Annotated in this window: 25 protein-coding genes; 5 read left to right on the top strand and 20 right to left on the bottom strand. The window is 69.8% G+C overall.

Annotation, left to right across the window (positions count from 1 at the left end; genetic code table 11):
- Nucleotides 1-106: 106 nt before the first annotated feature.
- The 6 genes from PSC72_RS21435 to PSC72_RS21410 all read right to left on the bottom strand — a co-directional run bounded on the left by PSC72_RS21435 (nucleotide 107) and on the right by PSC72_RS21410 (nucleotide 4080).
- Nucleotides 107-1120 (bottom strand): phosphotransferase family protein, encoded by a 1014-nt coding sequence (locus PSC72_RS21435; RefSeq protein WP_274323462.1) that lies wholly within the window; start codon nucleotides 1118-1120, stop codon nucleotides 107-109.
- Nucleotides 1121-1267: 147 nt separating this feature from the next.
- Nucleotides 1268-1747 (bottom strand): nucleoside-diphosphate kinase, encoded by a 480-nt coding sequence (ndk, locus tag PSC72_RS21430; protein ID WP_274323461.1) that lies wholly within the window; start codon nucleotides 1745-1747, stop codon nucleotides 1268-1270.
- Nucleotides 1744-2181 carry a 50S ribosomal protein L24e gene (locus PSC72_RS21425; RefSeq protein WP_274323460.1) on the bottom strand — a complete coding sequence of 146 codons (438 nt, stop codon included), beginning with the start codon at nucleotides 2179-2181 and terminating at the stop codon, nucleotides 1744-1746. The genes ndk and PSC72_RS21425 overlap by 4 nt, the downstream gene beginning before the upstream one ends.
- On the bottom strand, nucleotides 2181-2411 hold the full coding sequence (locus tag PSC72_RS21420) for a 30S ribosomal protein S28e (RefSeq protein WP_274323459.1): 231 nt from the start codon (nucleotides 2409-2411) through the stop codon (nucleotides 2181-2183). Before PSC72_RS21420 ends, PSC72_RS21425 begins: the two co-directional genes overlap by 1 nt.
- 10 nt (nucleotides 2412-2421) lie before the next feature.
- Entirely contained in the window at nucleotides 2422-2784 is a 363-nt protein-coding gene (gene rpl7ae, locus PSC72_RS21415; protein WP_274323458.1) for a 50S ribosomal protein L7Ae, read from the bottom strand.
- A gap of 267 nt (nucleotides 2785-3051) precedes the next feature.
- Nucleotides 3052-4080, bottom strand: coding sequence for an NAD(P)H-dependent flavin oxidoreductase (locus PSC72_RS21410; RefSeq protein ID WP_274323457.1), 1029 nt, complete (start codon nucleotides 4078-4080; stop codon nucleotides 3052-3054).
- A 73-nt stretch (nucleotides 4081-4153) separates the two neighbouring features.
- Between PSC72_RS21410 and tmcA the strand changes: the two genes are divergently transcribed.
- From tmcA to PSC72_RS21395, 3 genes are read left to right on the top strand one after another with little or no spacing between them, the layout of a single operon-like run.
- Nucleotides 4154-6466, top strand: a complete 2313-nt coding sequence (tmcA, locus tag PSC72_RS21405; protein ID WP_274323456.1) for a tRNA(Met) cytidine acetyltransferase TmcA — start codon at nucleotides 4154-4156, stop codon at nucleotides 6464-6466.
- Complete coding sequence (locus PSC72_RS21400; protein WP_274323455.1) at nucleotides 6466-6972, top strand: DUF456 domain-containing protein; 507 nt, start codon at nucleotides 6466-6468, stop codon at nucleotides 6970-6972. The genes tmcA and PSC72_RS21400 overlap by 1 nt, the downstream gene beginning before the upstream one ends.
- Before the next feature lie 57 nt (nucleotides 6973-7029).
- Nucleotides 7030-7194 (top strand): hypothetical protein, encoded by a 165-nt coding sequence (locus PSC72_RS21395; RefSeq protein WP_274323454.1) that lies wholly within the window; start codon nucleotides 7030-7032, stop codon nucleotides 7192-7194.
- Nucleotides 7195-7231: 37 nt separating this feature from the next.
- Here PSC72_RS21395 and PSC72_RS21390 read toward each other — a convergent pair whose 3' ends face one another.
- The 9 genes from PSC72_RS21390 to PSC72_RS21350 all read right to left on the bottom strand — a co-directional run bounded on the left by PSC72_RS21390 (nucleotide 7232) and on the right by PSC72_RS21350 (nucleotide 16465).
- A complete protein-coding gene (locus PSC72_RS21390; RefSeq protein ID WP_274323453.1) occupies nucleotides 7232-7573 on the bottom strand; it encodes a DUF7344 domain-containing protein in 342 nt (113 codons plus the stop codon).
- Nucleotides 7574-7682: 109 nt separating this feature from the next.
- Nucleotides 7683-8414, bottom strand: coding sequence for a GNAT family N-acetyltransferase (locus tag PSC72_RS21385; RefSeq protein ID WP_274323452.1), 732 nt, complete (start codon nucleotides 8412-8414; stop codon nucleotides 7683-7685).
- Nucleotides 8415-8523: 109 nt separating this feature from the next.
- A complete protein-coding gene (locus PSC72_RS21380) occupies nucleotides 8524-8910 on the bottom strand; it encodes a hypothetical protein (protein ID WP_274323451.1) in 387 nt (128 codons plus the stop codon).
- A gap of 16 nt (nucleotides 8911-8926) precedes the next feature.
- Nucleotides 8927-10594: an FAD-dependent monooxygenase gene (locus PSC72_RS21375; RefSeq protein WP_274323450.1), complete on the bottom strand. Its 1668-nt coding sequence runs from the start codon at nucleotides 10592-10594 to the stop codon at nucleotides 8927-8929.
- Nucleotides 10595-10596: 2 nt separating this feature from the next.
- Complete coding sequence (locus PSC72_RS21370; RefSeq protein WP_274323449.1) at nucleotides 10597-12267, bottom strand: electron transfer flavoprotein subunit alpha/FixB family protein; 1671 nt, start codon at nucleotides 12265-12267, stop codon at nucleotides 10597-10599.
- 2 nt (nucleotides 12268-12269) lie between these two features.
- Entirely contained in the window at nucleotides 12270-13166 is an 897-nt protein-coding gene (locus tag PSC72_RS21365; RefSeq protein ID WP_274323448.1) for an electron transfer flavoprotein subunit beta/FixA family protein, read from the bottom strand.
- 172 nt (nucleotides 13167-13338) lie between these two features.
- Nucleotides 13339-13668 carry a 4Fe-4S dicluster domain-containing protein gene (locus tag PSC72_RS21360; RefSeq protein WP_274323447.1) on the bottom strand — a complete coding sequence of 110 codons (330 nt, stop codon included), beginning with the start codon at nucleotides 13666-13668 and terminating at the stop codon, nucleotides 13339-13341.
- Nucleotides 13669-13909: 241 nt separating this feature from the next.
- Nucleotides 13910-14563 (bottom strand): helix-turn-helix domain-containing protein, encoded by a 654-nt coding sequence (locus PSC72_RS21355; protein WP_274323446.1) that lies wholly within the window; start codon nucleotides 14561-14563, stop codon nucleotides 13910-13912.
- A 168-nt stretch (nucleotides 14564-14731) separates the two neighbouring features.
- The gene (locus PSC72_RS21350) at nucleotides 14732-16465 is read right to left on the bottom strand and encodes a glutamate--tRNA ligase (RefSeq protein WP_274323445.1); all 1734 of its coding nucleotides are present in this window, start codon (nucleotides 16463-16465) and stop codon (nucleotides 14732-14734) included.
- A gap of 107 nt (nucleotides 16466-16572) precedes the next feature.
- Here PSC72_RS21350 and PSC72_RS21345 point away from each other — a divergent pair, with 107 nt between their 5' ends.
- Entirely contained in the window at nucleotides 16573-17355 is a 783-nt protein-coding gene (locus PSC72_RS21345; protein WP_274323444.1) for a helix-turn-helix transcriptional regulator, read from the top strand.
- A 128-nt stretch (nucleotides 17356-17483) separates the two neighbouring features.
- Nucleotides 17484-18443, top strand: coding sequence for a complex I NDUFA9 subunit family protein (locus tag PSC72_RS21340; RefSeq protein WP_274323443.1), 960 nt, complete (start codon nucleotides 17484-17486; stop codon nucleotides 18441-18443).
- Between the two features lie 60 nt (nucleotides 18444-18503).
- Here PSC72_RS21340 and idsA3 read toward each other — a convergent pair whose 3' ends face one another.
- From idsA3 to mvk, 5 genes are all read right to left on the bottom strand, one after another.
- A complete protein-coding gene (gene idsA3, locus PSC72_RS21335; protein WP_274323442.1) occupies nucleotides 18504-19544 on the bottom strand; it encodes a geranylfarnesyl diphosphate synthase in 1041 nt (346 codons plus the stop codon).
- 1 nt (nucleotide 19545) lies between these two features.
- A complete protein-coding gene (locus tag PSC72_RS21330; RefSeq protein WP_274323441.1) occupies nucleotides 19546-20892 on the bottom strand; it encodes an RNase J family beta-CASP ribonuclease in 1347 nt (448 codons plus the stop codon).
- Between the two features lie 281 nt (nucleotides 20893-21173).
- A complete protein-coding gene (locus PSC72_RS21325) occupies nucleotides 21174-23168 on the bottom strand; it encodes a hypothetical protein (protein ID WP_274323440.1) in 1995 nt (664 codons plus the stop codon).
- 156 nt (nucleotides 23169-23324) lie between these two features.
- On the bottom strand, nucleotides 23325-24065 hold the full coding sequence (locus PSC72_RS21320) for an isopentenyl phosphate kinase (protein ID WP_274323439.1): 741 nt from the start codon (nucleotides 24063-24065) through the stop codon (nucleotides 23325-23327).
- Nucleotides 24062-25045, bottom strand: a complete 984-nt coding sequence (mvk, locus tag PSC72_RS21315; RefSeq protein ID WP_274323438.1) for a mevalonate kinase — start codon at nucleotides 25043-25045, stop codon at nucleotides 24062-24064. Before mvk ends, PSC72_RS21320 begins: the two co-directional genes overlap by 4 nt.
- Nucleotides 25046-25054: the final 9 nt, after the last annotated feature.

Here is a 25054-nt window from a genome sequence, read left to right as displayed (position 1 = left end):
ACTTCGTTTCGGCAGACAGGTACGTAGACCAATAGGTCGATCGAGGCCGTTGCGATGCTGCCAGGAGTCCGAGCGGGCTATCGACGACGCGTCGCCCGGCCCCGGCTCACCGCGGGACGGCGTCGAGGAGTCGGTCGAACTGCTGGCGGTACTGGAACTCCGCGCGGGCGCGGCCGAGGTCGTCCTCGGCGAATGCGTCGTCGAACCCGGTCATCCGCCAGAGCAGCGTCGACAGCTGGTAGATCGGCTTGCACTGCTCGTAGCGCTCGTCGGCCTCGAACTCGTGGTGGGTGCGGTACCCCTCGTAGAGCTTCTGGCGGAGGCGCTCGCGGACCTGCGGGTCGTCGAACGTCGAGTCGATGTAGAGGAACTCCGACTGCGCGAGCTGGTAGTCGCGGTGGGCCGCGAGCGTGTCCTGCCAGTCCAGGACGGCCGTGATCGGGTCCGTCTGGTCGAGCATGCAGAGCAGGTTCGTCGGCTGCATGTCGTCGTGGACCAGCCGCGGCATACCGTCCTCGGGGATCAGCGGGAGGGTGTCCTCGATGGCATCGCGGGCGCGCGACTGGACGCCCTCGAAGGGCGTGTCGGCGAGGCGGTCGATGTGCGAACGCGTCAGGTCGGCGAAGTACTCCCGCCAGTTGCCCCGCCAGTTGCGGATCGTGATCCGCCCGTCGTAGAGCATCAGCCGACCGAACGCCTCGAAGGCGATCTCCGAGTGCAGGTCGCCCATGATCGACCCGACCTGTTCGATCACCCGCTCCCAGTCGTCGTCGGTCATCTCGCCGTACTTGTCGGCGAGGTTGTCGCCGCGGACCCGTTCGGTGACGAAGTACGGCGGGACCGACCGCTCGGGGTCCTCCTTGAACACCAGGATCCGGGGGATCGGGATCTCGGTCCGGTCGGCGACGTAGTCGTGGAGCGTCGGTTCGACCGCGAACCGCTCCTCGCCCGCCGGTTTGAATTTCACGTACACCTCGTACTCGGTCCCCCGGTAGACGAGCGTGACCATGTACACGTCAGCGCGCGTCCCACCCGTGGCCGGTTCGTAGCTGAAGTCCTCGTAGTCCGGCCCGGACTCGTCGAGGACGGCTTCGATGTCGGCGGCCGATGTCGTCTGCACGACCCCCTATTGGATAGGGGGTGCCAAAAATGTATCAGTCGCGGCGACGAGGACCCGGCGAGGGACCCGCGTAGCCGCGGGAGGGAGAAGCGATGGCAGTCGCTCGTCGCGGAGTCGAGTAGCGAAAATCGAGACCGCCGGTCGGCCTCAGTGAGACTCGTCTTCGTAGACCCAGGGCTCGTCCGCCCGGGCGTAGTCGACGAGTTCGTCCTCGTCGAAGAACAGCTCGATCTCGCGTTCGTTGGCGCCCTCGTCCTCGTGGTCCGAGCCGTGGATGACGTTCTGGCTCAGGTCGAGGCCGTAGTCGCCGCGGATGGTGCCCGGGGCGGCCTCGGCGGGGTCGGTCGCGCCCATCATGCGGCGGACCTGTCGGGTCGCGTCGGCGCCTTCCCAGACCATCGCCATGACCGGGCCCGAGGTGATGAACTCGACCAGGTCGTCGAAGAACGGCTTGTCCTCGTGCTCGCCGTAGTGCTGCTGTGCGAGGTCCTCGTCGATCTGCATGAACTTCGCGGCGACGAGCTTCAGACCGCGCTCTTCGAGGCGAGTGATGACCTCGCCGGTCAGGTTGCGCTGGACCCCGTCGGGCTTGACCATCACGAACGTGCGTTCGTCGTGGTGGCTCATGCCTCGGCCTCCTCTTCGTCTTCCTCGCCTTCGGCCTCGGTGTCGGTGTCGGCGCTCTCGGTGGCGTCGACGTCCGCGTCCTCCGCCTCGGGCTGCTCGTCCTCGTCGTCGACTTCGCTCGCGTCGGCGACTTCGGACTCCTCGACGTCCTCGGCGACGTCCTCGTCGGTCTCGGTCGTGACGTCCTCGCCCTCTGTGTCGACGGCTTCGCCGGACTCGGTCTCGGTCACGTCCTCGTCGGGCGCCGAGGTGTCGGCGCCTTCGGGCTCTTCGCCGGCCCACTCGAGGTCGCGGGACTCGCGGCCGAGGTTGGCGTTCTTCTCGCACTTCGAGGAGCAGTAGTGGATGGTCGAGCCGTTGACGCGGACGAACATGGTGCCCGTGCCGGGCTCGATGTCGGTGCCACAGTAGTCACATTCGCGCGTTCGTGGCATTATTGGCCTCCGATCTGGTCGGCCTCGCGGGCGGTCTCGCGGAGCTGGAGCACGTCACCCTCGCGGACCGGCCCGAGGACGTTTCGCGTGATGATGCGGCCCTGGTTCTCGCCGCCGCGGATCCGGCACTTGACCTGCATGGCCTCGCCGTGCATCCCCGTGCGGCCCACGACTTCGATGACTTCGGCGGCCGTGGAACCGCCGTCTCCGTCGTTTTCTTCAGCTGACATCGTCGGTCACCTACCGAAGTTCCTCGACCTTGGCGGCGATGTCGTCGACGTCGTCCTGGGCGTCGCCCGCGTCGACGATGGCGGCGGCCGCGCTGCCGACTTCGAGGCCGGCCGCGTGGCCAACGTCGTCCTGCGTCGCGATGAAGACGAACGGGATGTCCTTCTCGTCCGAGAGCTCGGGGAGGTGCATGACGATCTCCTCGGGCTGGACGTCCTCGGCGACGAAGACGAGCTCGGCGTTGCCGCGCTCGACGGCTTTGGTCGTCTCGTTGGTTCCTTTCTTCACTGTCCCTGTGTCTCGTGCGACCTCGAGGGCCTCGAGGGCGTCGTCCTCGAGGTCCGCGGGCACGTCGAAATCTACGTATACTGGCATTTGTGGATCACCTCCTGCGCGTGGGCTCGCGCTCCCCCGCCGGTCCGGGCAGACGCCCGGGCACCGCGAACGGATCGCGGCGAGATATCCTGAGAGGCTAGGAGCATCATCAACCCCGCACAGGCTGTACACCGTACTGGCAGAGGAGTACTAAAAGCCCTTTCGAAGACGAAATAGCGTGAGAGGCCTGCACACGCCTCGACCGGTCGCTTCAGACGTCGGGACCTCCGCTGGGACGCCGTCCGTCCGACGGACTGACGAACGGCTTCAGGCGTCGTCGTCGCGGAGTCGTTCGAGCGACTCGACGGTCGCCGTCGCGTCCTCGACCAACCGCTCTACGACGGCGGCCGCAGGCACGACCTCGTCCACGCCGCCGACGCTCTGTCCGGCGTAGTGTGGCAGTTCCTCGACACACCCGTCGACGCCCGACAGCGGCGGCAGGTCGACGTACCGTTCGAGCGGCTCGCCCGACGCCGTCTCGGCCACGACCCGGTCGGCGTCGTCTCGTTCGTCAAGCGGCGGTCGCCCCGCGGCGATCCACCGCTCGGTGGCACGTGATTCGAGCGTTCGATGGGGCTGGTCGGGCCACCCCTTCGGGAACGGCGTCCCGCGGACCGTCTCGTCGGCCGCGCCGTCGACCACGGCCGACCGGTAGCGCTCGTGCGCGTCGGCCTCCTCCGTCGCGACGAAGCGGGTCCCGACCCAGACACCGTCCGCCCCGAGCGCGAGCGCTGCGGCCAGACCGCGTCCGTCGGCGATACCTCCCGCTGCGACGACCGGCACGTGGTCCGGCGTTTCGTCCGCCACCCGCGGGACGAGCGCCATCGTGGCCACGTCGCTCTGGACGTGGCCGCCGGCCTCCCAGCCCTGTGCGACGACCGCGTCGACGCCCGCTTCGACCGCTGTGCGGGCGTCGTCGGCGCTCCCCACCGTCGCGAGCACGTCGGCGCCCGCGTCGTGGACTCGGCCGACGTACGGCGCGGGGTCGCCGAACGAGAACGAGACGAGCGGCACACCGGCGTCGAGGCACGCGTCGAGGTGGTCGTCGGTCGGGTGTTCCGTCGCCCCGTCGTCGAGGACGAGATTGACCGCGAACGGCGCGCCGGTGCGGTCGCGGACCGCCTCGATTGCCGCGCGGGTCTCCTCGAAGTCCCGCCAGGTCACGGCGAGCGTCCCGAGTCCGCCCGCGTTCGAGACGGTCGCGGCGAGTTCGGGCGTCGAGACGCTCCCGACGGGCGCCTGCACGACGGGGTGGTCGATGCCCAGACGGTCACAGAGCGGCGTGTGGAGGGACACGGGTGGTCGTGCGCGCCCGTGGGACTTGAATCCGATCGGCGGTTCTTTGCCGCTCGGCGGCGGACGGGGACCCATGACCCTCGGCCGCGTCGCCGCCGCGCTCCGCGAGGAAGCCCGCGCCACCGACGAGCGCCGGCTCCTCGTCCTCACCGGCGACGCGACCGCCACCCGCGAAGCCGCCGCCGACGCCCTCGACGCGGCCGACGTCGACGCCCCGGAGGTGACGTACGTCGGGGAGTCCGCGGACACGCCCTGGGAGCGCGTTCCACAGGCCCGCGCCGGCGACCTCCTCGGGACCACCCACGCCGCGCTCGTGCTGGACTGTCACGAGGAGTGTCGCCCCAACGCCATCGGTCGGGCGGTCGGCGCCGTCGACGGCGGCGGCCTGCTCGTCCTCTGCGTCCCGCCGCTCGGCTCCTGGCCCGAGCGTCGCGACGCCTTCGACGAGACTCTCGCGGTCCCCCCGTTCGACGTGGCCGACGTCGCCGGGAACTTCCGGACGCGACTCGTCGAGTTGCTCCGCGCCCATCCCGGGATCGCGATAGTCGACGTCGGTGACGGAACTGCCGACCCGTCCGTCGAACGCGACGGCCTCACCGACCCCGCGCCGCGCGTTCCGCCGGACCCGCCTACAGCGCCGGAGGACCCCGCGTTCCCCGTCGACGTGTACGACCGCTGTCTCACCGACGACCAGGTCGCGGCCGTCGAGGCGCTCGAAGCCCTCGACGAGCCGGGCAACGCCGTCGTCGTCGAGGCCGACCGCGGCCGCGGGAAGTCGAGCGCCGCCGGCCTCGCCGCGGGAGCGCTCGCTCTCGGCGGACGCGACGTGCTCGTCACCGCGCCGCAGTACCGGGGCGCCGCCGAGGTGTTCGCGCGAGCCCGGGAGGTGCTGGCGGACGCGGACGCGCTCGCCGGCGATCCGGACGAAGACGACCCCGAGCGGCTGGAGGCCACCGACGACGCGGGCGGCCGCGTCCGCTTCGAGCGGCCCGCGACCGCGGCCGAACTCCCCGACGGCCCGGACGCAGTCGTCGTCGACGAGGCGGCCGCGCTCCCCGTCCGACTGCTCGAACGGTTCCTCGACACGCCCGCGGCGGCGTTCACCACGACCGTCCACGGCTACGAGGGCGCGGGCCGCGGCTTCTCGGTCCGGTTCCGCGACCGCCTCTACGAGAGCGACCTCGCGGTCCGCGACGTGTCGATGACCGACCCGATCCGCTACGCCGCCGGGGACCCCGTCGAGGTGTGGGCCTTCCGCGCGCTCCTGCTCGACGCCGGACCCGCCGTCGACCCGCTCGTCGCGGACGCCGGCGCCGATACAGCCGCCGCCACCGGCACCGACGGGGATCCGGACTCGGTCGCCTACCGCGCGTTCGACGCTGCGGACCTGGTCGCCGACGAGCACCTGCTCCGCGAGGTGTTCGGCCTGCTGGTCGCCGCTCACTACCAGACGGAACCCGACGACCTCGCCCGCCTGCTCGACGCCCCGAACGTCGCCGTCCGGGCGCTCACCTACGAGGGTCACGTCGTCTCCGTGGCGTTGCTGGCCCGCGAGGGGGCCCTCCCCACGGACCTGCGGGCGCACATGTACGAGGGCGGCCGCGTCCGGGGGAACATGATCCCGGACGTGCTGACCAGCCAGTTGCGCGACGAACGAGCCGCCGTCCCCGAGGGACTGCGCGTCCTCCGCATCGCCACGCACCACGCCGTGCGCTCGCGCGGCCTCGGGTCGCGCCTGCTCTCGGAGGTCCGCGCGGAGTTCGCGGACGACGTGGACTGGCTCGGGACGGGGTACGGCGCGACGCCCGAACTCCTGCGGTTCTGGCAGGGGAACGGCTTTTCCACCGTGCACCTCTCGACGACGCGCAACGAGTCGAGCGGCGAGTACTCCGCGGTGATGCTCGCCCCGACGAGCGACGCCGGGCGGGACCTCGCCGAACGCCACGGTCGGTGGTTCGCCGACCGCGTCGGCGCGATGCTGTCGGACCCGCTGGCCGACATGGATCCGGACGTGGTGCGCGCCGCGCTGCGGAGCGCCGACGTGGCGCCCGCCCTGGACCTCTCGGAGTGGGAGTGGCGACTCCTCGTCGGCATGACCGGGGGTGCGGGCATCTTCGACACCTCGCCGCGGCCGCTCCGCCGGTTGACCGTCCGGTATCTCGTCGACGCCGGCGACGGGGGCGACGCAGAGGCGCTCCTGAACCCGCGACAGGAGCGCCTGCTCGTCCGGAAGGCGCTCCAGACCCACACCTGGGAGGCGGTGGCCGACGACCTGGGTTTTCACTCGCTGGGGCAGTGCATGCGGGCGCTGGGGGAGGCTGTGCGACCGCTGCTTTCACGGTTCGGGGACGCCAACGTGGAGGCAGAACTGGAGCGATTCGAGTGATGCAACTCCCCGCAGTCGGCGCCCTCCCCGTCGACCTGTTCGTGCTGGTCGCGTTCGTCCTGCTGATCGCCGGCGTCGTCGGCAGCGTCACGCCGCTGGTCCCCGGCGGCGTCCTCTCGCTCGCCGGCGTCCTCGTCTACTGGTGGGGGTCGGGCTTCTCCGATCCGAACGTGCTCGTCCTCTCGGGCGTGATCTTCGTCGCGCTCGTCGCCGTCCTGACGGACTGGCTGGCCGGTGCCGTCTCCGCGAAGGCCGGCGGCGCGTCGCTCCGGACGACGGTGATAGCCACGCTCGTCGGCCTCGTGGGGCTGACGTTCGGCCCGGTGGGCTTCCTGCTCGGGACCGCGGGGACGGTCTTCGTGCTCGAACTCGCCGAGGGGGGCGAACCCGAGGAGAGCGCGCGAGCGGCGGGCGTGACGCTGCTCGGCATGCTCACCTCCAGCGTCCTCCAGGTGTTGCTCACCGCCGGCGTCCTCGTCGCGATGGTCGGCGTCTACCTCCTGTGAGCGCCCCGCCGCTCCGCCGGCGGGAAAGACTCTCCTCGCGGCGCCCGTAGTGAGCGCATGGCCGAGTGCGCGGAGGACGGCTGCGACGCCGAGGCGGTCGTCGAGTTGCACGTCCCCTGGGCGGACAACCGGGTCGTCTGTGCGGGCCACGCGAGAGTGATCGCCAGACAGGACGGCGTCGTCGCGGACCCGCTCGACGGGCACGAGGACGCCTGGCCGTGAGAATCGCCGTTGCAGGGGCCAGCGGGACGGTGCGACGCTACTTGGAACACCGGCGAGTCCACTGCTCGGACCCGTGGGTGCCGGCGACGTCGAGACAGCGTTCGATGAACGGTTCGGAGTCGTAGTCGACGACGCCGGCCTCCGCGTCGAAGTCGACCACGTCGGCCGCGTCGAGTTTCGGGAGGTGGCTGTAGTAGAGCGCCGGCGCCAGGTCGGCGACGTCGTCGTCGGTCACCGCGGCGACCGCGTCGGCGAGCGCCGAGAACTCGAGCGACCCGCGGGGCGCCGTCCGGAGCACCTCGATCACCGCCCGGCGCCGTCGGTCGGAGAGCAACTCGAAGGCGGTGTCAAGATCGTCCTCGGCGTCGCCTCCTGCCATCACATCGGAGTTCGTGAGAACGGCTGAAAAAAGATCACGGTGGTGTGCCAGGGAGCCGATCGAAAATCCGGAGACGTGCGCGGCCCTCCCGAGGCCCGCGAGCGCGTCCTCACGGCATCGTCGCCAGCATGACCTCGTCGAGGTACTCGCCGTCGTACTTGTAGTGGTTCTCGCGGACCGCTTCGACCTCCCAGCCGTGGGCCTTCAGGAACTCGATGGCCGCCTCGTTCGAATCGGGGACGCTGTTGTAGATCTTCTCGTAGCCGTTGTCGGTGGCCCACTCGAGACCGCGCTCCAGAAGTTCGCTCCCGATGCCGAGGCCACGGTACTGTTCGAGGACGCCCACCGTGAGTTCGGCCGTGTGGTCCAGTTTCTCCGTCTCGTTGGTGTTGAGGTTCACCCAGCCGACGACGTCGTCCTCGACGGTGGCGACGAAGAAGACGCGCGACTGGAGTTCGTTGTGCCGCAGGAGCACCTCCTCGTGGTCGACGACGTCGGCGACCGTCTCCGCGTCGACGTACGTCCCGTCGCCGATAGCCTGCCGGATCACGCCCACCAGTCCGGTGAGGTCCTCCTCGCGAGCGCGCCGGATCGTCACCTCCACGCCGTCCGAGCGGAACTCCTCTTCGACCTCGTCCTCGTAGGCGATGCGCAGTCGCCCCTCTGACTCCAGGAGCACCCCGTCGCGCTTGAGGATGGCGACGTGGTGGCCGAACGCCCGGGGCTCCATCTCCAGCGCCCGCCGCGCTTTCCCCGGCTTTACCGACCCGTGGCGCTCGACGTAGTCGTAGATGTCTCGCCGGTCGTCGTGGTCGAAGGACAGCTCGGCTGTGATTTCCATGCGGATCGGTACCACGCCACGACACTTATCATTTGTCACGGTCGATCGAGAAGAACACGCCGCTACCGGACGGTCGGGCGGAGAACGGGAGACAGGGGCGGCCGTCGGATCAGTCGGTGGCTGTCCCCGCAGGAGAGCGCTCGGGGACGCTCGTCAGGATGCGCGCCACGTCGGCGACGTTGTGCGTGTCGACGAGCGCCTCTGCGGCCGTCCTGACGGAGTACTCGGCGTCCAGTTCCACGCCGTAGCAGCGCGCGTACAGTTCGAGGTACTCGTTCATCGCGCGCTCCAGTCGGTCGAACTCGGCGTCGCCGAAGCGGTCCCAGTCGCCGCTGCGGGCGTCGACGTAGACGGCGACCGCCTCGCCGACGCCGTCCCGACAGAACGCCATCGCGCGCTCCTCGTCGGGGGGATCGGTCGGCGGGTCGAAGGACTCGCGGGCGCGCCTCGCGTCGGCGGCGAGGTCGTCGATGCGGTCGCGGTACGGCGACGTCATGGGGAATCGAGCGCGGTCAGCCCTCCTTGTACTCGACGCCCTTGCCGCCGCGCGGGTGCGTCCAGTTCGTGTCGGCGACGACGGCGCAGGTGCCGCACTCGACGCAGGGCTGGGTGTCGAGGCTGACGACGTGCTCCTCGGAGCCGTTCGTCCCGACGTACTCGTCGCGGTAGCAGCCGCCGCCGAAGTCCTCCGCGCTGACCGGGCAGGCCGTCACGGCCGTCCCGCTGGCGGCGAAGGACTCGTCGCGCAGTTCGATGTGCGGGTTGCCCTGGTCGACGTCGTAGGTCAGGTCGCCGATGCGGTCGTCGAGTTCCGGCGGTTCGACCCGCGATTCGCCGGCGACGGGCGCGCCCAGTTCCTCGGCGATCACGGTGGGGACGGTGACGTACCCCATCCGCGTGTCGGGGAGCATCCCCATGAGGAACGGCGAGTTGAAGAGATTCTCCGCCCGATCGCCGAGCAGCGAGACCGCCGTTCGACCGACCACGGAGTCGGTCACCGCGTTCATCGCCGAGGCGACGGGGCCGACCTCGCCGAGGCGACCCAGCGTCTTGTACCGCGTCGGCCGGAGCTTGTCCATCACGCCCTCGTTTTCGAGCTTCGCCACGTAGCGCTCGCCGGCCGCGTCGGTGTCGCCGCGCGATCTGGCGTCGACGAACGCCTCCGCCGCCAGCGCGCCCGCCGTGACGGCGTGGTTCATCCCCTTGATGATAGGGCCCTGGGCCTGCATCTGCCCCGCGGCGTCCCCGACCAGGAGCAGGCGGTCGCGGTACGGCGAGGGGTGGGCCACCTTCTTCGAGTCGGGGACGAGCTTGGCCGAGTACTCCAGTTCGGTGTACTCGTCGCCGAGCCAGTCCGCGAGGAGCGGGTGGGTCAGCAGCGAGTCGAGCAGTTCCTGCGGTTCGGCGCGCTCGTCCGCGATCGAGTCGAGGTGGAACACCGTCCCGATCGACAGCGACTGGTCGTTCGTGTAGAGGAAGCCGCCGCCGCGGACGTCCTGGAAGAGGTCGCCCGAGAACAGGTGGGCGACGCCCTCGCCCTCGTCGACGTCGAAGCGGTCCTCGATGGCGCCCTCGGGCATATCCGCGACCGCCTTGACGCCCTGGAACCACTCCTCGGGCTCCTCCCAGTCCATCAGGCCGGCGTCGCGCGCCAGTTCGGAGTTGACGCCGTCTGCGGCGATGATCACGTCCGCTCTGATCGGGTCGATCTCGTCGCACGTGACGCCGACGATCTCGGCGCCCTCCCGGAGCAGGCCGTTGACGCGTACCTCCGTGAGGAGGCCGCCGCCGGTCTCGCGAGTCATCTCGTGGACCTCGCGGGCGAGCCACGAGTCCATCTTCCGCCGCAGGACCGAGTCCGCCCACTCCGTGTCGTGGTGGTGCAGGTCGTGCAGGTCGAACGTCTTCACGTTCCGCCCGGCGACGTTGTGGATGTAGTGGTCGGCGACCTCCCGGTCGGTGGCTTCCTCGCGGACCCCGGGGAACAGCTCGTCGATGGTGTAGGGCGAGGACTCCTCCGCGTAGAGGAGGCCGCCGGAGACGTTCTTCGCCCCCGCGTCGACGCCCCGTTCCAGGACCAGCGTCTCGATACCGTTGCGCGCCAGCGTGGCGGCCGCCGCGGCGCCGCCCGGTCCGGCGCCGACGACGACCGCCTCGTAGTGTTCGTAGTCGTCTGTCATGGTCAGTCGTCGCTCGCCTCCGCGAGTGCCGCCGCCAGTTCGCCCGACTCGACCGCCTCGGTCAATCGGGGGAGCACCTCGAAGAGGTCGCCCTCGACGAAGTAGTCGGAGAAGCCGCGGATGTCCGCGTCGGGGTCGGTGTTGATCGCGACGATCGTGTCCGACTCGTCCATCCCGACCTTGTGCTGGATCGCCCCGGAGATGCCCGCGGCGACGTACACGTCGGGCTCGACCACCTGACCGGACTCACCGATCTGGCGGTCCTCGCCGACGTACTGCTCGACGTGGCCCTCGAAGTTGTACGAGGAGGTGATCACCCCGCGCGAGAGGCCGAACGCGGCGTCGTCGAACGCCTCGACGAGGTCGAGGCCGAGTTCGATCCCCTCGGTGGGCGAATCGCCGATGCCCCGACCCATGGCGACGATCACGTCGTGGCCGGTCAGGTCGACGCCGCTGTCGAGCGTGTCGAAGTCGGTCACCTCGACCTGGAACCACTCGTCGGCCGGATCCGCGTCGAACTCGACAACTTCGCCCTCGCGCTCCGGGTCGGCCTCCGGGATCTCGAAACTGCCCGGGATCACGGACGCGCCCTGCGGGTGGAAGTCGCGGAACGGCTTGTCGATACAGAGGATCGTCGAGTACTCGAACCCGGAGAAGTCCGGCCGCTTCATGTGCAGGATGCGGTCGAACTCCTTGCTGTCGCCGGGTTTCCCCGTCTTCGCGGGGTTGGAGATCATCGCGTCCTCGATGTACAGCCCCGAGCAGTCCGAAGCCAGCCCGGAGTCGAGTTCGCCCTGCACCAGCGCGGAGAGGTCCCGCCCGTTGTTCGTCGCCGGAAAGACCGTGTACCTGGGTTCGTCGTAGTCCTTCCAGTCGACCTCGGCGTGGTCGTCGTCGGCCACCTGCCCGCCGGCGCGGGCCATCGAGCAGAATATCTCCGTGTAGGGTTTGTGCCTGAACCGGGCCAGCCGGTCGTCCTCGTGATACACCACGCGGTCGGCGCCGTACTCGATCACCTGGTCGGTGAGGTCACTCACCCCGTCGCCGATGAGGACGGCGACGACCTCCTCGGGATTCCCGTCTTCGTCGCCGCCGTAGTGGTCGTTGTACTCGTCCATCAGCCGTCGGGCCTTCCCGAGCATCTCCTTCGAGACGTCGATGAGTTCGCCGTGCTGGGTCTCGCAGTAGACCCACATGTCCCGGTAGGTGCCGTCGTCGATGCTCTCCACCCACTGCTTTTCGTTCGTGGGGTGGTCGAGGTCGGGGTGTTTCTCCTCGGGCGGGACGTACTCCAGTTCCTCGCCCTCCTCGTCGTCGCTTCCCTCGATGGACTCGATGCGGTCCTCGATCTGCCCCTTCGCGGTCTTGCGGTCCTGGCCCGCCTCCTCGCGTTCGAGCATGTCTTCGAGGACGGCCACGTCGTCGATGTCGCGGACGAGGTTGGCGATGTCCGCGACGGTCAACTCGTCCAGATCGATCGACTCGGGGTCGACCTCCCCCTCGTCGCCCTCGACCTTCTCGATGCGGTCCTCGATGAGGGTCTTGACGGGGACACGGTCCTCGCCTCCCTCCTCCAGTTCCAGCATCTCCCGCAACTCGTCGGCGTCGTCGACGTCTTTGATCTTCGGACCGAGTTCGGCGATCTCGTGTTCGGTGGGATCGATCTCCGGCATCGTCAGTCACCCTCCGCGTACGGCGCGAGTTCCTCGACGACCTGCTCCATGCCCGCGTCGTCGCTCGGGTCGACCACCGTGGCCTCCCGCTCGGACGGGGCCTTGGGGATGGGGTCGACGCCGGCGACGATGGTCGGCGAGCCGTCGAGGCCGATGTAGTCGGGGTCGAGGTTGAGCGCCGCGTGGTCCCACATCGTGAAGCGGTCGTAGTCGGCGACGTCGAGGTCGGTGTCGTCGTCGATGTACTCGCCGAACTCCTCGGCCCGCTCCCGGGTCTGCTCGCGCAGGTCCTTGTGTCTCAGCCGGTGCTCGGCCTTCCGGTAGGTCGGCTCGAACTCCGGGTCGGCGACGACGAACGCCGGCAGCGACGCCTCGACCGTCTCGATCTCCTCGACGTCGCCCTCGACGAGGCGTTTCGCCCGCAAGGTCCCCTCGTCCTCGTCGATGTCGAGGGAGATGACGTGGGTGACCAGCGGCATGTCGAGACACCAGTCGGTCTGGGGGCCGGTGTGGCCGGTCTCCCCGTCGGCGGTCTTGAAGCCCGCGAACACCAGGTCCGGCGGCTCGTCGAGCTTCTGGATGCCGGTCGCGGCGGTCATCGCGGTCGCCCACGTGTCCGCCGCGCCCATCTCGCGGTCCGAGAGGAGATACAGATCGTCGGCGTAGACGTCCCGCATTCCCTCCTGGAGCACTTCCATGTAGCCCGGTGGGCCCATGCTCATCAGCGATACCGTCCCCCCGTTGCGGACCTTCGTCTGCAGCGCCGCCCTGAGCGCGTGTTTGTCGTTGGGGTTCATCACCGTCGGCGTCTTCCCGCGCTCCAGGTGGCCGTCTTCGTCGAATGAGACCTGACCCTCCCTGAAGTCGGGGACGCCTTTCGTCAGTACGACACTGTGCATAGTGTTATCACACACATTGGTAACCGAACGGACAATGGGTAAGTTTTTCGTCCATCGAAAGCTCGGGCCGGGACGAATCTCGCCTTCGTGACGGGCGATCGAGGCGAAGCTGGCGCTCGACGGGGAGAGTGTTCAGAAACCTACAGGACGGCCACCGACGGGTCCGACGGGGTCAGATGCGGCCGGCGCGACCGGGGTCGACGTCGATCGCGTCGACGGGACAGACGTCGACGCAGAGCATGCAGTCGATGCACTGGTCCTCGTGGGCCGGGTCGGCCTTGATCTCGCTCTCGGGGTGGTCCGGCGTGTCTACCCACTCGAAGACGTCGACCGGGCAGTCCTCCAGGCAGGCGCCGTCTGCGATGCAGATGTCGAAGTCGACGGCGACGTGGGTCCCGTGGATGCCCAGCGTCTCGGGTTCCTCGACCGGCCCCCAGACGTCGTGTCCCTCGTGTTCCTCGACGACCTCGCGGTTGGTCTCGAACTCCGGATCGATGGCCATGGTACCTAGTCAGACCGGTGCGCTACACGTAAAGGTTACCCCACCCGAACCGCCGTATCGCAGCGGATCGCCGCCGCGAACGGCCGAATCAGCCGAAAGGCCGCCGGAGCGGTCGGCGGACGTTCCCTGGCCGGGGTCGTGGGCGGCCGCCGATCGGCAGGCGGCGATCACGGCGACGAGCAGCCGCCGAGGACAGGCGGCGAGCGACCCCTGGCAGCGGCCAGCTTCCGCTCGTCGGGTCTCAGTCGCCCGCCGACGTGAGGATAGTGTTGGTGGTGAGGCGGACGATCGCCCGGCGGAGCCGCTCGGTGACCGCCTGGTCGGAGATGCCCAGGCAATCCGCCAGTTCGACGGTCGTGCAGTTCCGCGGGATGTCGTAGTAGCCCTTCTCGACGGCGAGGACGATGGCCTCGCGCTGTCGCTCCGTCAGCCCGAACCACGGCCCGACGTCCGGGTCGTTCGGGTTGTAGACGCGGATGACCTCGAACCCGACCCCGTCGGCGCGACAGCGCTCGCGGAACGTCGACATGGCCTCGTGCGAGGGGAAGCGCAGCTCGAAGCGCCAGGAGTCGCCGGTGCCGGTCGCGTTCAGGATGTAGGCGTTGACCTCCCGGACGGAGCGGAAGACGGCGTCGTTCTCGACCGACCACTCGAACGTGTAGAGGACGCGGTCGTCGTAGGTGTCGATCTGGACGAGCTTGCTGACCGACGGGTCGCGGGCGACGGTCGCCTCGAAGGCCTCGAAGTCCGCCTCGTAGACCCAGAAGAACGGGACCGCTCGCTCCCCGGTCGGGACGAGCGACTCCAGTTCGACCGTCCCGGACCGGGAGACGTCCATGATACGCCCCAGCTCGAACTCCGTCGCGGGGATGCTTATCTCGGCGATGACGCTCATATAGACAACGTCCGTGAACTATATCGGCCGCTGGGAAAGCGAGTCAGCATGACACATCATGCAGGAACTGTTTCATATCGGTACGTTCCGCTACGGTGGGAGGACTGAAAAAGGATCTGTGAATCGACACCTCCTCGGCCGCCGACTGCTCGGTGTCCGTCCCTCCGGTTACGGGTGGGCGTAGTACGCGACCGCCGGGTCCGAACCCAGGTCGTCCAGGCGAGCGAAGCCGACGCGCTCGAACTGGACTAGCGTGTCCTCGTCGTAGTCGACGACGCCGGGTTCGGCGATCCCGGTCACGTCGCCGTCCATCGTCCGCAGACGCAGGCGCGGACCCTCGGCCGGCGCCCAGTGGACGACCGACACGTCGCCCTCGCGAACCACGTCGAGGTCGTCGCCGGTCGCGACGAGGCCGCCGTCCTCGGCCCGGACGCAGCCGTACCCCTTGAGCCAGACGCGCTCGCCTTCCTCGGGTACGTCGCCAGCTTCCAGCACCACCTCGTCGCCGACGGGCACGTGCCGTCGACCGCGGTCCTCGTGGTTGGGGTGAACGAGCGGTTCACCCGCGTCGGGACCGCCCGATATCGGCATCGCGACGGCGCCCTCCGTCCCGGGCCCCTCCTCGCGGACGAAGAAGGCGCGGTCGGTCTCCTCGTCGACGAGATCGCGGTTGTTAGAATAGATCGACGACATCGCGAGGTCGACGTTCGACGACGAGGTACCGAGTTCGGCCATCGCGTCGACGATGGCCTCGCCGCGGATGCCCCGCCGTCGCAGGCTCGCGATGGTAGGCGCACGGGGGTCGTCCCAGCCCGTCAGCTCGCCGGCCTCGATCTTCTCGATGATGGTCGACGTGCTCATCGGCACGTCGTAGGCGTCGATCTGGACGTGCCCCCAGTGGACGACCTCGGGGTACTCCCAGCCGAAGTAGTCGTAGACGAACGCCTGCCGTTTCGCCGAGTCCTGCAGGTCGATGCCGCGGATGATGTGCGTGATGCCCGTCAGATGGTCGTCGATCCCGCTCTGGAAGTCCAGCATCGGCCAGCAGCGGTACTCGGCGGCCTCCTCTCGGGGATGGGGCGTGTCGATCATCCGGAACGCCACGAAGTCCCGCAGCGCCGGGTTCTTGTGCTCGATGTCGGTCTTGACGCGCAGGACCATCTCGCCGCTGTCGTACTCGCCGTCGACCATCGCCTCGAACTCCTCGCGGACCGTCTCGACGTCCTTCTCGCGGTGCGGACACGGCTCGCCGGAGTTCTTCAGTTCGGAGAAGGATTCCCCAGTGCACGAGCAGGTGTAGGCCCCGCCGAGGTCGATCAGTTCGCGTGCGTGGTCGTAGTAGACGTCCAGTCGATCGCTCGCCTTGATGACCTCGTCGGGCTCGAACCCGAGGTAGTCGATGGCGTCGAGGATCTCGTCGTAGGCGTCGAGATCCGGTCGCTTGGTCTCGGGGTCGGTGTCGTCGAACCGGCAGAGCATCCACCCGTCGTACATCTCCTTGTAGGTCCCGATGACCGCCGGCATCCGCGCGCTCCCGAGGTGCCATGGCCCGTTCGGGTTGGGCGCCAGCCGCATCCGCACCTCGTCGTACTCCTCGGCGTTCGGCAGGTCCGACAGGATCTGGTCGTCTTCTTCGTCCTCGGCGTCGAGTTCCTCGACCCTCTCCGGGGCGAGTTCGGCCAGGCGCTCGCGCTTCTCGGCGGCGTCCATCCCGTTGACCCGCTCGACGACGGGCGCGATGACGCCCGCGATCTGGTCGCCGTACTCGCGGAACTCCGGGTTCTCGCCCATCAGCGGGCCCATGATGGCCCCGACCTGGGCGTCGCTGTCGTGTTTCAGCGCGTTGAACAGCGCGTTCACCTCGGCGGCCTCCTCGGCCTGCTCGCGTACGTCGTCGTCCATTACCGAGCCGTTCGATTCCGGGGGTGAAAATCCCGTTGGGTTGGCGCCGGCTACGGGGAGCCACGCCGGACGGTACAGTTTTCAGCCTCCCAGTCGGACTCCCGGGCATGGCACGGGAGGTCGTCGCCTTCCTCGCGGGCTCGCCCGACCGGCTCGCCCTCCTCGATTTCCTCGCCGAGGAGCCGGGGGCGCCCCGAGACGTGGCCGACGCGCTCGGCGTCTCCGGCAGGAGCGCCCAGCGCAACCTCGCGCAGTTCGCCGAGCGCGGGTGGGCCGAGAAGCGCGACGGCGCGTACCACCTGACGACGCGCGGCCGCCTCGTCCGCGAGACCTACGCCGACTGCCTCGACCGGATGGACCGGATCGACGAGCTCGCCGGGTTCTACGAACACCTCCCCGACGGCGACGGCGCGCCCGACCCCGCGTGGCTCGCCGACGCGACCGTCGTCACCGCAGACCCGGACCACCCGCAGGAACCGGTGACGCGATACGTCGACGCCGTCAGGTCGATCGAGACCGACCGCGTCAGGATGCTCTCGCCGGTGCTCTCGCGCATCTTCGAGCGCCCGCACGCCGAACTCGTCCGCAAGGGCGCGAGCACGGACCTGGTCCTCCCCGCCGACCGCGTCGCGGCCGCCCGCGAGAAGAACCCGGCGAAGTTCGAGACGGTCCTCGCCGTCCCCTCCTTTACCCTCTACGAGACCGACGACCCCGTCGAATTCGGGCTCACCGTCACCGACGACCGGACGTTCGTCCTCGCCTACGACGCGGACGGCCACCTCCGGGCCTGCGTCGACGGCACCGACCCCGACCTCCGGGCGTGGGCCGTCGACCGGTTCGAGGACTACCGCCGCGATGCGACCGAAGTCGAGGGATTCGGTCCGTTCTGAGCGGAGCGTGCCGCGCCTCGTCCCCTTTGACCCCTCCCCGTTCCTCTCGCACCGCTCGTCGTCCGCGACAGCCCCTGTCGCCGGCGCCAGCGGATGACGTGAAGGCCGTCGCCGCCCGATCGGATCGTATGAACGTGCTCGTCGCCGGCGGTACCGGCTTCGTCGGGACAGAACTCTGCCGCGCACTCGCCGACCGCGGCCACGACGTGACCGCGATGGCCCGACACCCGGACGAGGCGTCCCTCCCCGACGCGGTCGAAACGGTCGCGGGCGACGTGACTGACCGCGAGTCCGTCGCGGCGGCGGTCGCCGGCCGCGACGTGGTCGTCAACCTCGTCGCCCTCTCGCCGCTGTTCGAACCGGACAGTGGAAGCGGTGCCCACGATCGAATCCACCGCGGCGGCACCGCGAATCTCGTGGCCGCCGCCGAAGACCGCGGCGTCGACCGCTTCGTCCAGATGAGTGCACTCGGCGCCGACGCCGGGGGGTCGACCGCGTACCTCCGGGCGAAAGGAGCCGCCGAGGAGGTCGTCCGCGCCTCCGATCTGGACTGGACCATCGTCCGCCCGTCCGTGGTGTTCGGCGACGGCGGCGAGTTCGTCGGGTTCACGAAGCTCCTGACGACGCCGTACGTGACCGGCCTCCCCGGCGGTGGTTCGACCCGGTTCCAGCCCATCTGGGTCGGCGACCTCGCGCCGATGCTCGCCGACTGCGCGGCCGGCGACCGCCACGTCGGCCGGACCTACGAACTCGGCGGCCACGAGGTGTTGACGCTCGCCGACGTGACTCGCGCGGTCTACCGCGCCGAGGGGAAGTCGACGGTCGTCCTCCCCGTCCCGATGGTCCTCGCGCGGGTCGGCCTGACGCTCGCAGGCCTCGTCCCCGGCGTCCCCTTCGGCCCCGACCAGTACCGGTCGCTCCGTCTGGACAACACCGTCGACGACAACGACGTGACCGCCTTCGGTCGCGATCCCGCGTCGCTCCGCACGCTCGACGACTACCTCCGTTCCGGGACTAACGACGCCTCCGCGGCTCAGGACGGTCGCGGAGAGAGTGATCGAGAAGAGACCGAGCGGTCGGCCGCCTGAGACACCGCTCAAATCGCACGAAAACCGGGAAAATGGCCGGCTCGTCGGACTGCGGGCCGACTAGTACTCGCGTTCGATGAGGTAGTCCGCGATGTCTTCCAGGCGGTCCCGGGAGTCGTTGTCGGGGAGGACTTGCAGGTTGTCCTTCCCGCTGGCGATGAGGTCCCGGGCGGTCTCGCGGGCGTACTCGATACTGCCGACCTCGCGGAGGCGCTCGACGGCGGCCTCGATCTCGGCCTCGTCGACGGCCTCGACGGAGTCGGTCTCGACGAGGTCGTCGACGTCGACGCCCTGCTCGCGTGCGTGGAGCGTGATGAGCGTCTGCTTGCCCTCGACGAGGTCGCTCCCGCGCTGTTTGCCGAGCTTCTCGCTCGGGGTGGTCAGATCGAGGAGGTCGTCCTGGATCTGGAAGGCGCGGCCGACGTCGAGGCCGTAGCCGTACAGCGAGTCGACGGTCTCCTCGTCGGCGCCGAGCAGCATCGCGGCGATTGCGGCGCTGGCGGCGTACAGCACGGCGGTCTTCAGTTCGACCATCTCGAGGTACTCGTCGGTGGAAACGGCGCCGCGGGACTCGAAGTCGATGTCGAGCGACTGGCCCTCGCAGATCTTCGTGCAGGTGGTCGCGAGTTCGAGGGCCGCGGCGTTGGTGTGTTCGGGGTCGGCGCCCGTCTCGAGCAGTTGCTGGAAGGCTTCGGAGTAGAGCGTGTCCCCGGCGAGGATCGCCGTCGAGAGGTCGTACTCGCGGTGGACCGACGGGACGCCGCGACGGAGGTCGTCGTCGTCCATGATGTCGTCGTGGATGAGCGTGAACGTCTGGATGACCTCGACGCTGACCGCTGCCTTCATCACGTCGACCGCGTCGTCGCCGACCGGGAACGACCGGTAGTCGACCGCGTCGGGGTCGACGTCCGCCAGCGACTCCGCGACCAGCAGCAGGACGGTCGGCCGCAGTCGCTTACCGCCCGCGTCGAGCAGGTACCGCGTCGCCTCGTAGAGGCGTTCGGGGTGCTCGATCGGGAGTTCCTCCGCGATGGCCTCGTTGACGCGCTCTCTGCGCGCGACGATGGCCCGCTCGACGGCCGCCTGGGACTGCCCGCTCATGTTACTCGACCAGCTGGATCATGTTGCCGTTGCGCGTGACGTGCAGGTCGCGACCCATCTTGTACCCCTCGCTCTCGCAGAGGTTGACGTACTCGGAGAACCCGGACATGTCCTGGTGGGCCGGGATGACGTTCTGGGGCTGGAGCGCCTGCAGCATCTCGTAGTGACCCTCGCGGTTGAGGTGGCCCGAGACGTGGATGTCGTCGTAGATGCGCGCGCCCTGCATGCCGAGCAGCTTCTCGGACTGGTAGCGCTGGCCCTCGTTGGTCGGCTCCGGGATGACCCGCGCGGAGAAGATGACCTTGTCGCCGTCGTCGATCTCGTAGGGAGTCTCGCCGCGGCCCATGCGGGTGAGCATCGCGCGGGGTTCGCCCTGGTGGCCCGTCACGATGGGCAGGAAGTTCTCCTTGCCCTCGTTCATGATCCGCTTGAACGTGCGGTCGACGGACTTGCGGTGGCCGTACATCCCCAGGTCGTCCGGGAAGTCGACGAAGTCGAGGCGCTCGGCGGTGCCGGAGTACTTCTCCATCGAGCGGCCGAGAAGGACGGGCTGGCGGCCGATGTCGTCCGCGAACTCGACGAGCGAGGTGACCCGCGCGATGTGTGAACTGAACGTCGTCGCGACGATACCGCCGTCGTAGTCCTCCAGGGAGTACATTACGTCCTTGAGGTGGCGACGGGCGACGGACTCGGAGGGCGTGCGGCCCTTCTTGCCCGCGTTCGTACAGTCCTCGATGTAACAGAGGACGCCCTCGCCCTCGCGACCGATCTCGCGGAAGCGCTCCATGTCGATGGGGTCGCCGATGACCGGCGTGTGGTCCATGCGCTTGTCCAGCCCGTAGACGATGGCGCCCTCGGGCGTGTGCAGGACCGGGTTGATCGCGTCGATGATCGAGTGAGTGACGTTGACGAACTCCAGTTCGTTCTTGTCCCCGATCGACATCGTCTCGCCGGCTTCCATCTTCTGGAGGTCGTTCTGGACCCCGAACTTCTCCTCGCTCTTGATCTGCTGTTTGACAAGCTCGATGGTGAAGGGCGTCGCGACGATGGGCGCGTCGTAGCGGTGGGCCAGCTTCGAGATGGCGCCGATGTGGTCGAGGTGGCCGTGCGTCGGCACGATGGCCTTCACGTCACCTTCCAGATCGGACATGACGCGGTCGTCGGGGATCGCGCCCATGTCGATCAGGTCGAGGCTGTGCATGCGTTCGGTCTCGACGTTGTCGTGGATGAGGACCTTCGAGAGGTTGAGGCCCATGTCGAAGACCACGACGTCGTCGCCTGCGCGAACTGCCGTCATCTGGCGGCCGACTTCCTCGTAGCCGCCGATGGTTGCGATTTCGATTTCCATGGTTTGCACTCCGAGGAAGGCTCGCCCGCGGACGCGGTGGCGACCGGCGAACAGTGGACGCTTGCGTGACTGCCACGCTCCGGGCCGCGCCGGTCCCTCGACGCCCAGGCCGCGAGACGTTCCCGCGGCCCGCGCGTCACCGGCGCGGTCGGAGCCCAGTCCGCATCGGCGCCCGATGCGTCAGCCGGCCGCCCCAACTGCGACCCGGGCGGCCGTATACTCGGTTAGCTCTAGCTATACGGCGAGGTTTTAAAAAGCGTGCGGCTCGTCCCCGAAACCTGTCATTCCCCCTCGCCGACGTGGTTCGGCCCCGTCGTCCAGCCGCCGGCGTCGTCGTCCTCCCCGTCCCCACCGTCGTCGCCGGCGAATCCGGCCGCGGAACCGGTTCCAGCCCCGTCGACCTCCTCCGCGTTCCCGTCGATTTCGCCGTCGTCCTCGGCGGACGAGCCGTCTCCCGCTCCGTCGTCGCTCGCAGAGGGATCGTCCGTCGCCGGCGCCAGCGGGTCAGCCGCCTTCCCGGTATCGGGCGCGAGTGGGTCGTCGTCCCCACCGCTCGGCGCCAGTGGATCGGACGCCTCGTCGGCGTTCGGCGCCAACGGATCGGATTCCCCGCCGGTATCGGACGCCAGCGGATCCGACTCCCCGCTGTCGTCAGCGGGCAGCGGGTCGCCGCTGTCGTCGCCGCCCGACGCCAGCGGATCGCTGTCGTCGTCGACGTCCGCCGTCAACACGTCGTCGCCGTCGTCGCCGTCGTCCGCGCCCGACGCGAGCGTGTCGTCGTCGGGACCGGGATCCAGCGGGTCCGCGCCGACACCGGAGTCCGGCGACAGCGGGTCCGCTCCGCCGTCGTCACTCGCCTCCGAGCCACCCTCGGCGCCGACGCCGGACTGTCCCCGGGCGCCGGCATCCGACCGCTCGTCTGCGTCCGTGTCCGAGGGCGATTCGGCCGCGAACACCTCCGAATCCTCGGCGGACGGATCCGGGTCTGCCCGGGTAGCGTCATCGCTCGCCACCTCCTGTCCGAATTCATCGGAGCCGCCCCTGGGGTCGTCCGAGACGGCGTCGTCCGCCGCAGTTTGGTCCGTCCGTGGCGCTTCGGCGTCGGTCTCGTCGCGACGGGCCGGACCGCCGCCCTGCCCGAATCCCAGTTCCTCCGCGATGTCGCTGTCGCTCGCGACGTCCTCGGGTGATGCGACCGACTCCCCGTCCGCCGAACCGTCGTCCGCCGGGACGTCGGTCCCGGAATCGGCGTCCGTCGCGTCGACGGCCGTACCGTCGGCTCCCGCGTCACTGTCGACCAGACCGTCGTCTCCCGCCGCGTCGCCGGTCGAATCGCCGTCGGCCGAATCTCTCGTCGAACCGGCGCCCGCCGTCTGTTCGGTCGACGGTTCGGGTCCACCGGTCGACGGCTCGCTCGCTCCTGAAACGCCGTCCCGGGCCGGTTCGCTCCCCGGATCCAGCGGATCCCCGGGTTCGTCCGTCTCGCCCTCGCCCGCGGGGTCGGTCGGCCCGGTGGCGGCGCTCGCGGCCTGGCCGTCGGTCGTCTCGTCGGGTTCGATGCCCGGCGCGTCCCGGTGCTCCTCGTTCACCCCGGGAGCGGACGCATCGGCCGCCGCCTCGTCGTGACCCGACGATTCGTCCGTTGCTCCGCCGCGAACCACTGCGCCCGCTGTGGGGGCCGCATCGTCCGTCGCCGGTTCCGCCTCCGACGGCGCTTCGTCGGCGGACGGTCCCGCTGTCTCCGACGGGTCCTCGCCGGCCGACGGTCCCGCCGTCTCCGATCGTTCCGCGGGGGGCGGCCCGGTCCGCGCCGTGGATTCGCGCGGCGTCCGGGGTTCGGGATCCGGCCGCTCGGGCCGGGAGTCCTCCGCACCGCTCGGCTGGATCGGATCGCCGTCCGTGTCCGCGGCGCCGGCCGCGACGGTATCGCCGTCCGCGTCGTCCTGGGCGGCGTCTTCCGCCTCGCCGTCCGCCTCGGAGGCCGGACCCGTCGGCACGGCGCGCGTCACGCCGGCCATCGCCCCGTCGGCGACGAGCTTGTAGGCGATGCCGGTCTGTCCGGCGCCGAAGACGAGGACGCCCAGCACCGCGGCGAACCCGCCGGCGGCCGCGAGCGCTCCGTCCTCGTTCCCGCTGACGCTCCCGTTTTTGACCTGCTCCGAGAGCAACCAGCCGCCGCCGGCGACCAGCGCACCGCAGACGGCAACCAGTACGAGCCAGTACGAGAAGAGGTAGAACCCGTATCGAAACGCCTCTCGACGGGGGACCGATGTCATATCACTCTCATTGCATAGCCCGGCCTAATAGGTTACGACGGTTCGGTGTCAAAAGCGGCCGTCCTCGACCCGCACAGCGGCCGACGTGAGTGCGCGCCCCCGACCGGCGCCACGGCCGGTGGGTGTTCTCTCAACCGACGGACCGCTGCGTCGGCGTCACTCCCGGCCGGCCACGACCGTTCCGGGGGACTCCCCGGCGAGAAACGCCGACAGCCCGTCCGGGCCGAAGACGTGCGCCGGCGCCGACAGCGCCAGCAGTTTCTCTACCTTGGCGGCCATCCCGCCGGTCACGTCCGTCGCGTCGCTGTCTCCCACCGCGTCGGCCACGTCCGAGAACCGTTCGATCCGGTCGATCACCTCGCCCGACGAATCGAGGACGCCGGGGACCGTCGAACACAACCCCACGCGGTCGACCGCCAGCTCGCGGGCGAGCGCGACGACGAGGTCGTCGCCGCTCGTTATCGTCACGCCCGAGCCCGCCTGCGCGACGCCGTCGCCGTGGAGCACCGGCGTGAACCCTTCCTCCAGCATCGTCGCGACGCTGCCGGTCGGGAGCGAGAGCGCACCCGCGGCGTCGCGGCTGGCGACCGACAGCGGGCGGACCGGGAGCGCTTCGACTCCCTCGGCGTGCAGGGCGTCGAGGACCGCGCCGTTCAATCGGCCCATCGCGTCGTGGATCGCGACCGCGTCCGCGGCCGAACGCGTCCCCTCCGCCGTGCTGACGCCCCGCTCGGCGGCGGCGTGGTGACCGAAGCTCCCGCCGCCGTGGACGAGAACCAGGTCGCCCTCGTGGGCCGCGACGGCCGACGCGGCCCGCGCGAGCGCGTCGTCGTCGACGGTCTCCGGCGTGTCCTTCTCGGTGACGACGCTGCCGCCGAGCTTCAGGACGGTCGTCATTCGACGCGGACCCCTTCGGTGTCCAGCTCGGCGCGGAACGTCTCCTCGCAGCCGGGGAGGTACCGGAGCGCCGTCTCGGTCTCCTCGCTCTCGTCGAGCGCGACGACGCAGCCGCCGCCGCCGGCGCCCGTGAGCTTCGCGCCGAGCGCGCCGGCGTCCCTGGCCGCCCACACCATCGAGTCAAGCGACCGCGAGGAGACGCCCAGCGCCGACAGCAGTCCGTGGTTGAAGTCCATCAGCTCGCCGAGTTCGTCGAGGTCGCCGGCCGCGAGCGCGTCCTCGCCCACTCGCACGAGGTCGCCGATGGCCGCCACGGTGTCGGCGGCGAAGTCGTACTGGTCTTTGAGTTCCCGGACGCCGCCGACGAGCGCGCCCGTGTCGCCGGCGCCGCCGTCGAAGCCGACCACGAGCGAGAGCTCCGGCGCGTCGAGCGACCGGCAGTCGTCGCCCTCGACGCGGACCGCGCCCCCGGTCGCCGAGCAGAAGGTGTCCGCCCGGGAGGCGTTGCCCTCCTGGACGGCCAGTTCCGCCTTGTACGCCCGCTCGGCCACGTCCGCCGCGGAGAGGTCGGCACCGAGTTCGCGCGTCGCCGCGAGGATGCCGGCGGCCGTGACGGCCGCGGACGAGCCCAGCCCCGCGCCGAGCGGGATGTCGCTCTCGATGGTGATGTCGAACCCGGCCCGCGGCGCGCCGGCGGCCTCGCGAGCCTGTTCGACCGCGGCGTCGACGTACCCCGTCGCGGCCTCCACGAGCGACTGCGAGACGTCCACGTCGGGGTCAGTGTCGGTCGATCCCCCGTACTCGACAGTGAAGCCGTCGAGGCTGAGGTCCTCGGCGTGGACTCGCAGGTGGTCGTCGTCGCGTTCGTCCACCGTCACCCGCGCCCGGCGGTCGATGGCGCAGGGCACCGCCGGCTCGCCGTACACCACTGCGTGCTCCCCGAAGAGGTAGACCTTCCCGGGAGCGCTCGCGGTAATCATGCCCGCCTC

It is taken from the genome of Halosimplex aquaticum (genome assembly GCF_028747785.1).
Lineage (GTDB): Archaea > Halobacteriota > Halobacteria > Halobacteriales > Haloarculaceae > Halosimplex > Halosimplex aquaticum.
Note: the sequence above shows the minus strand (reverse complement) of the source record. Positions and strands in the feature narration are given on the sequence as shown.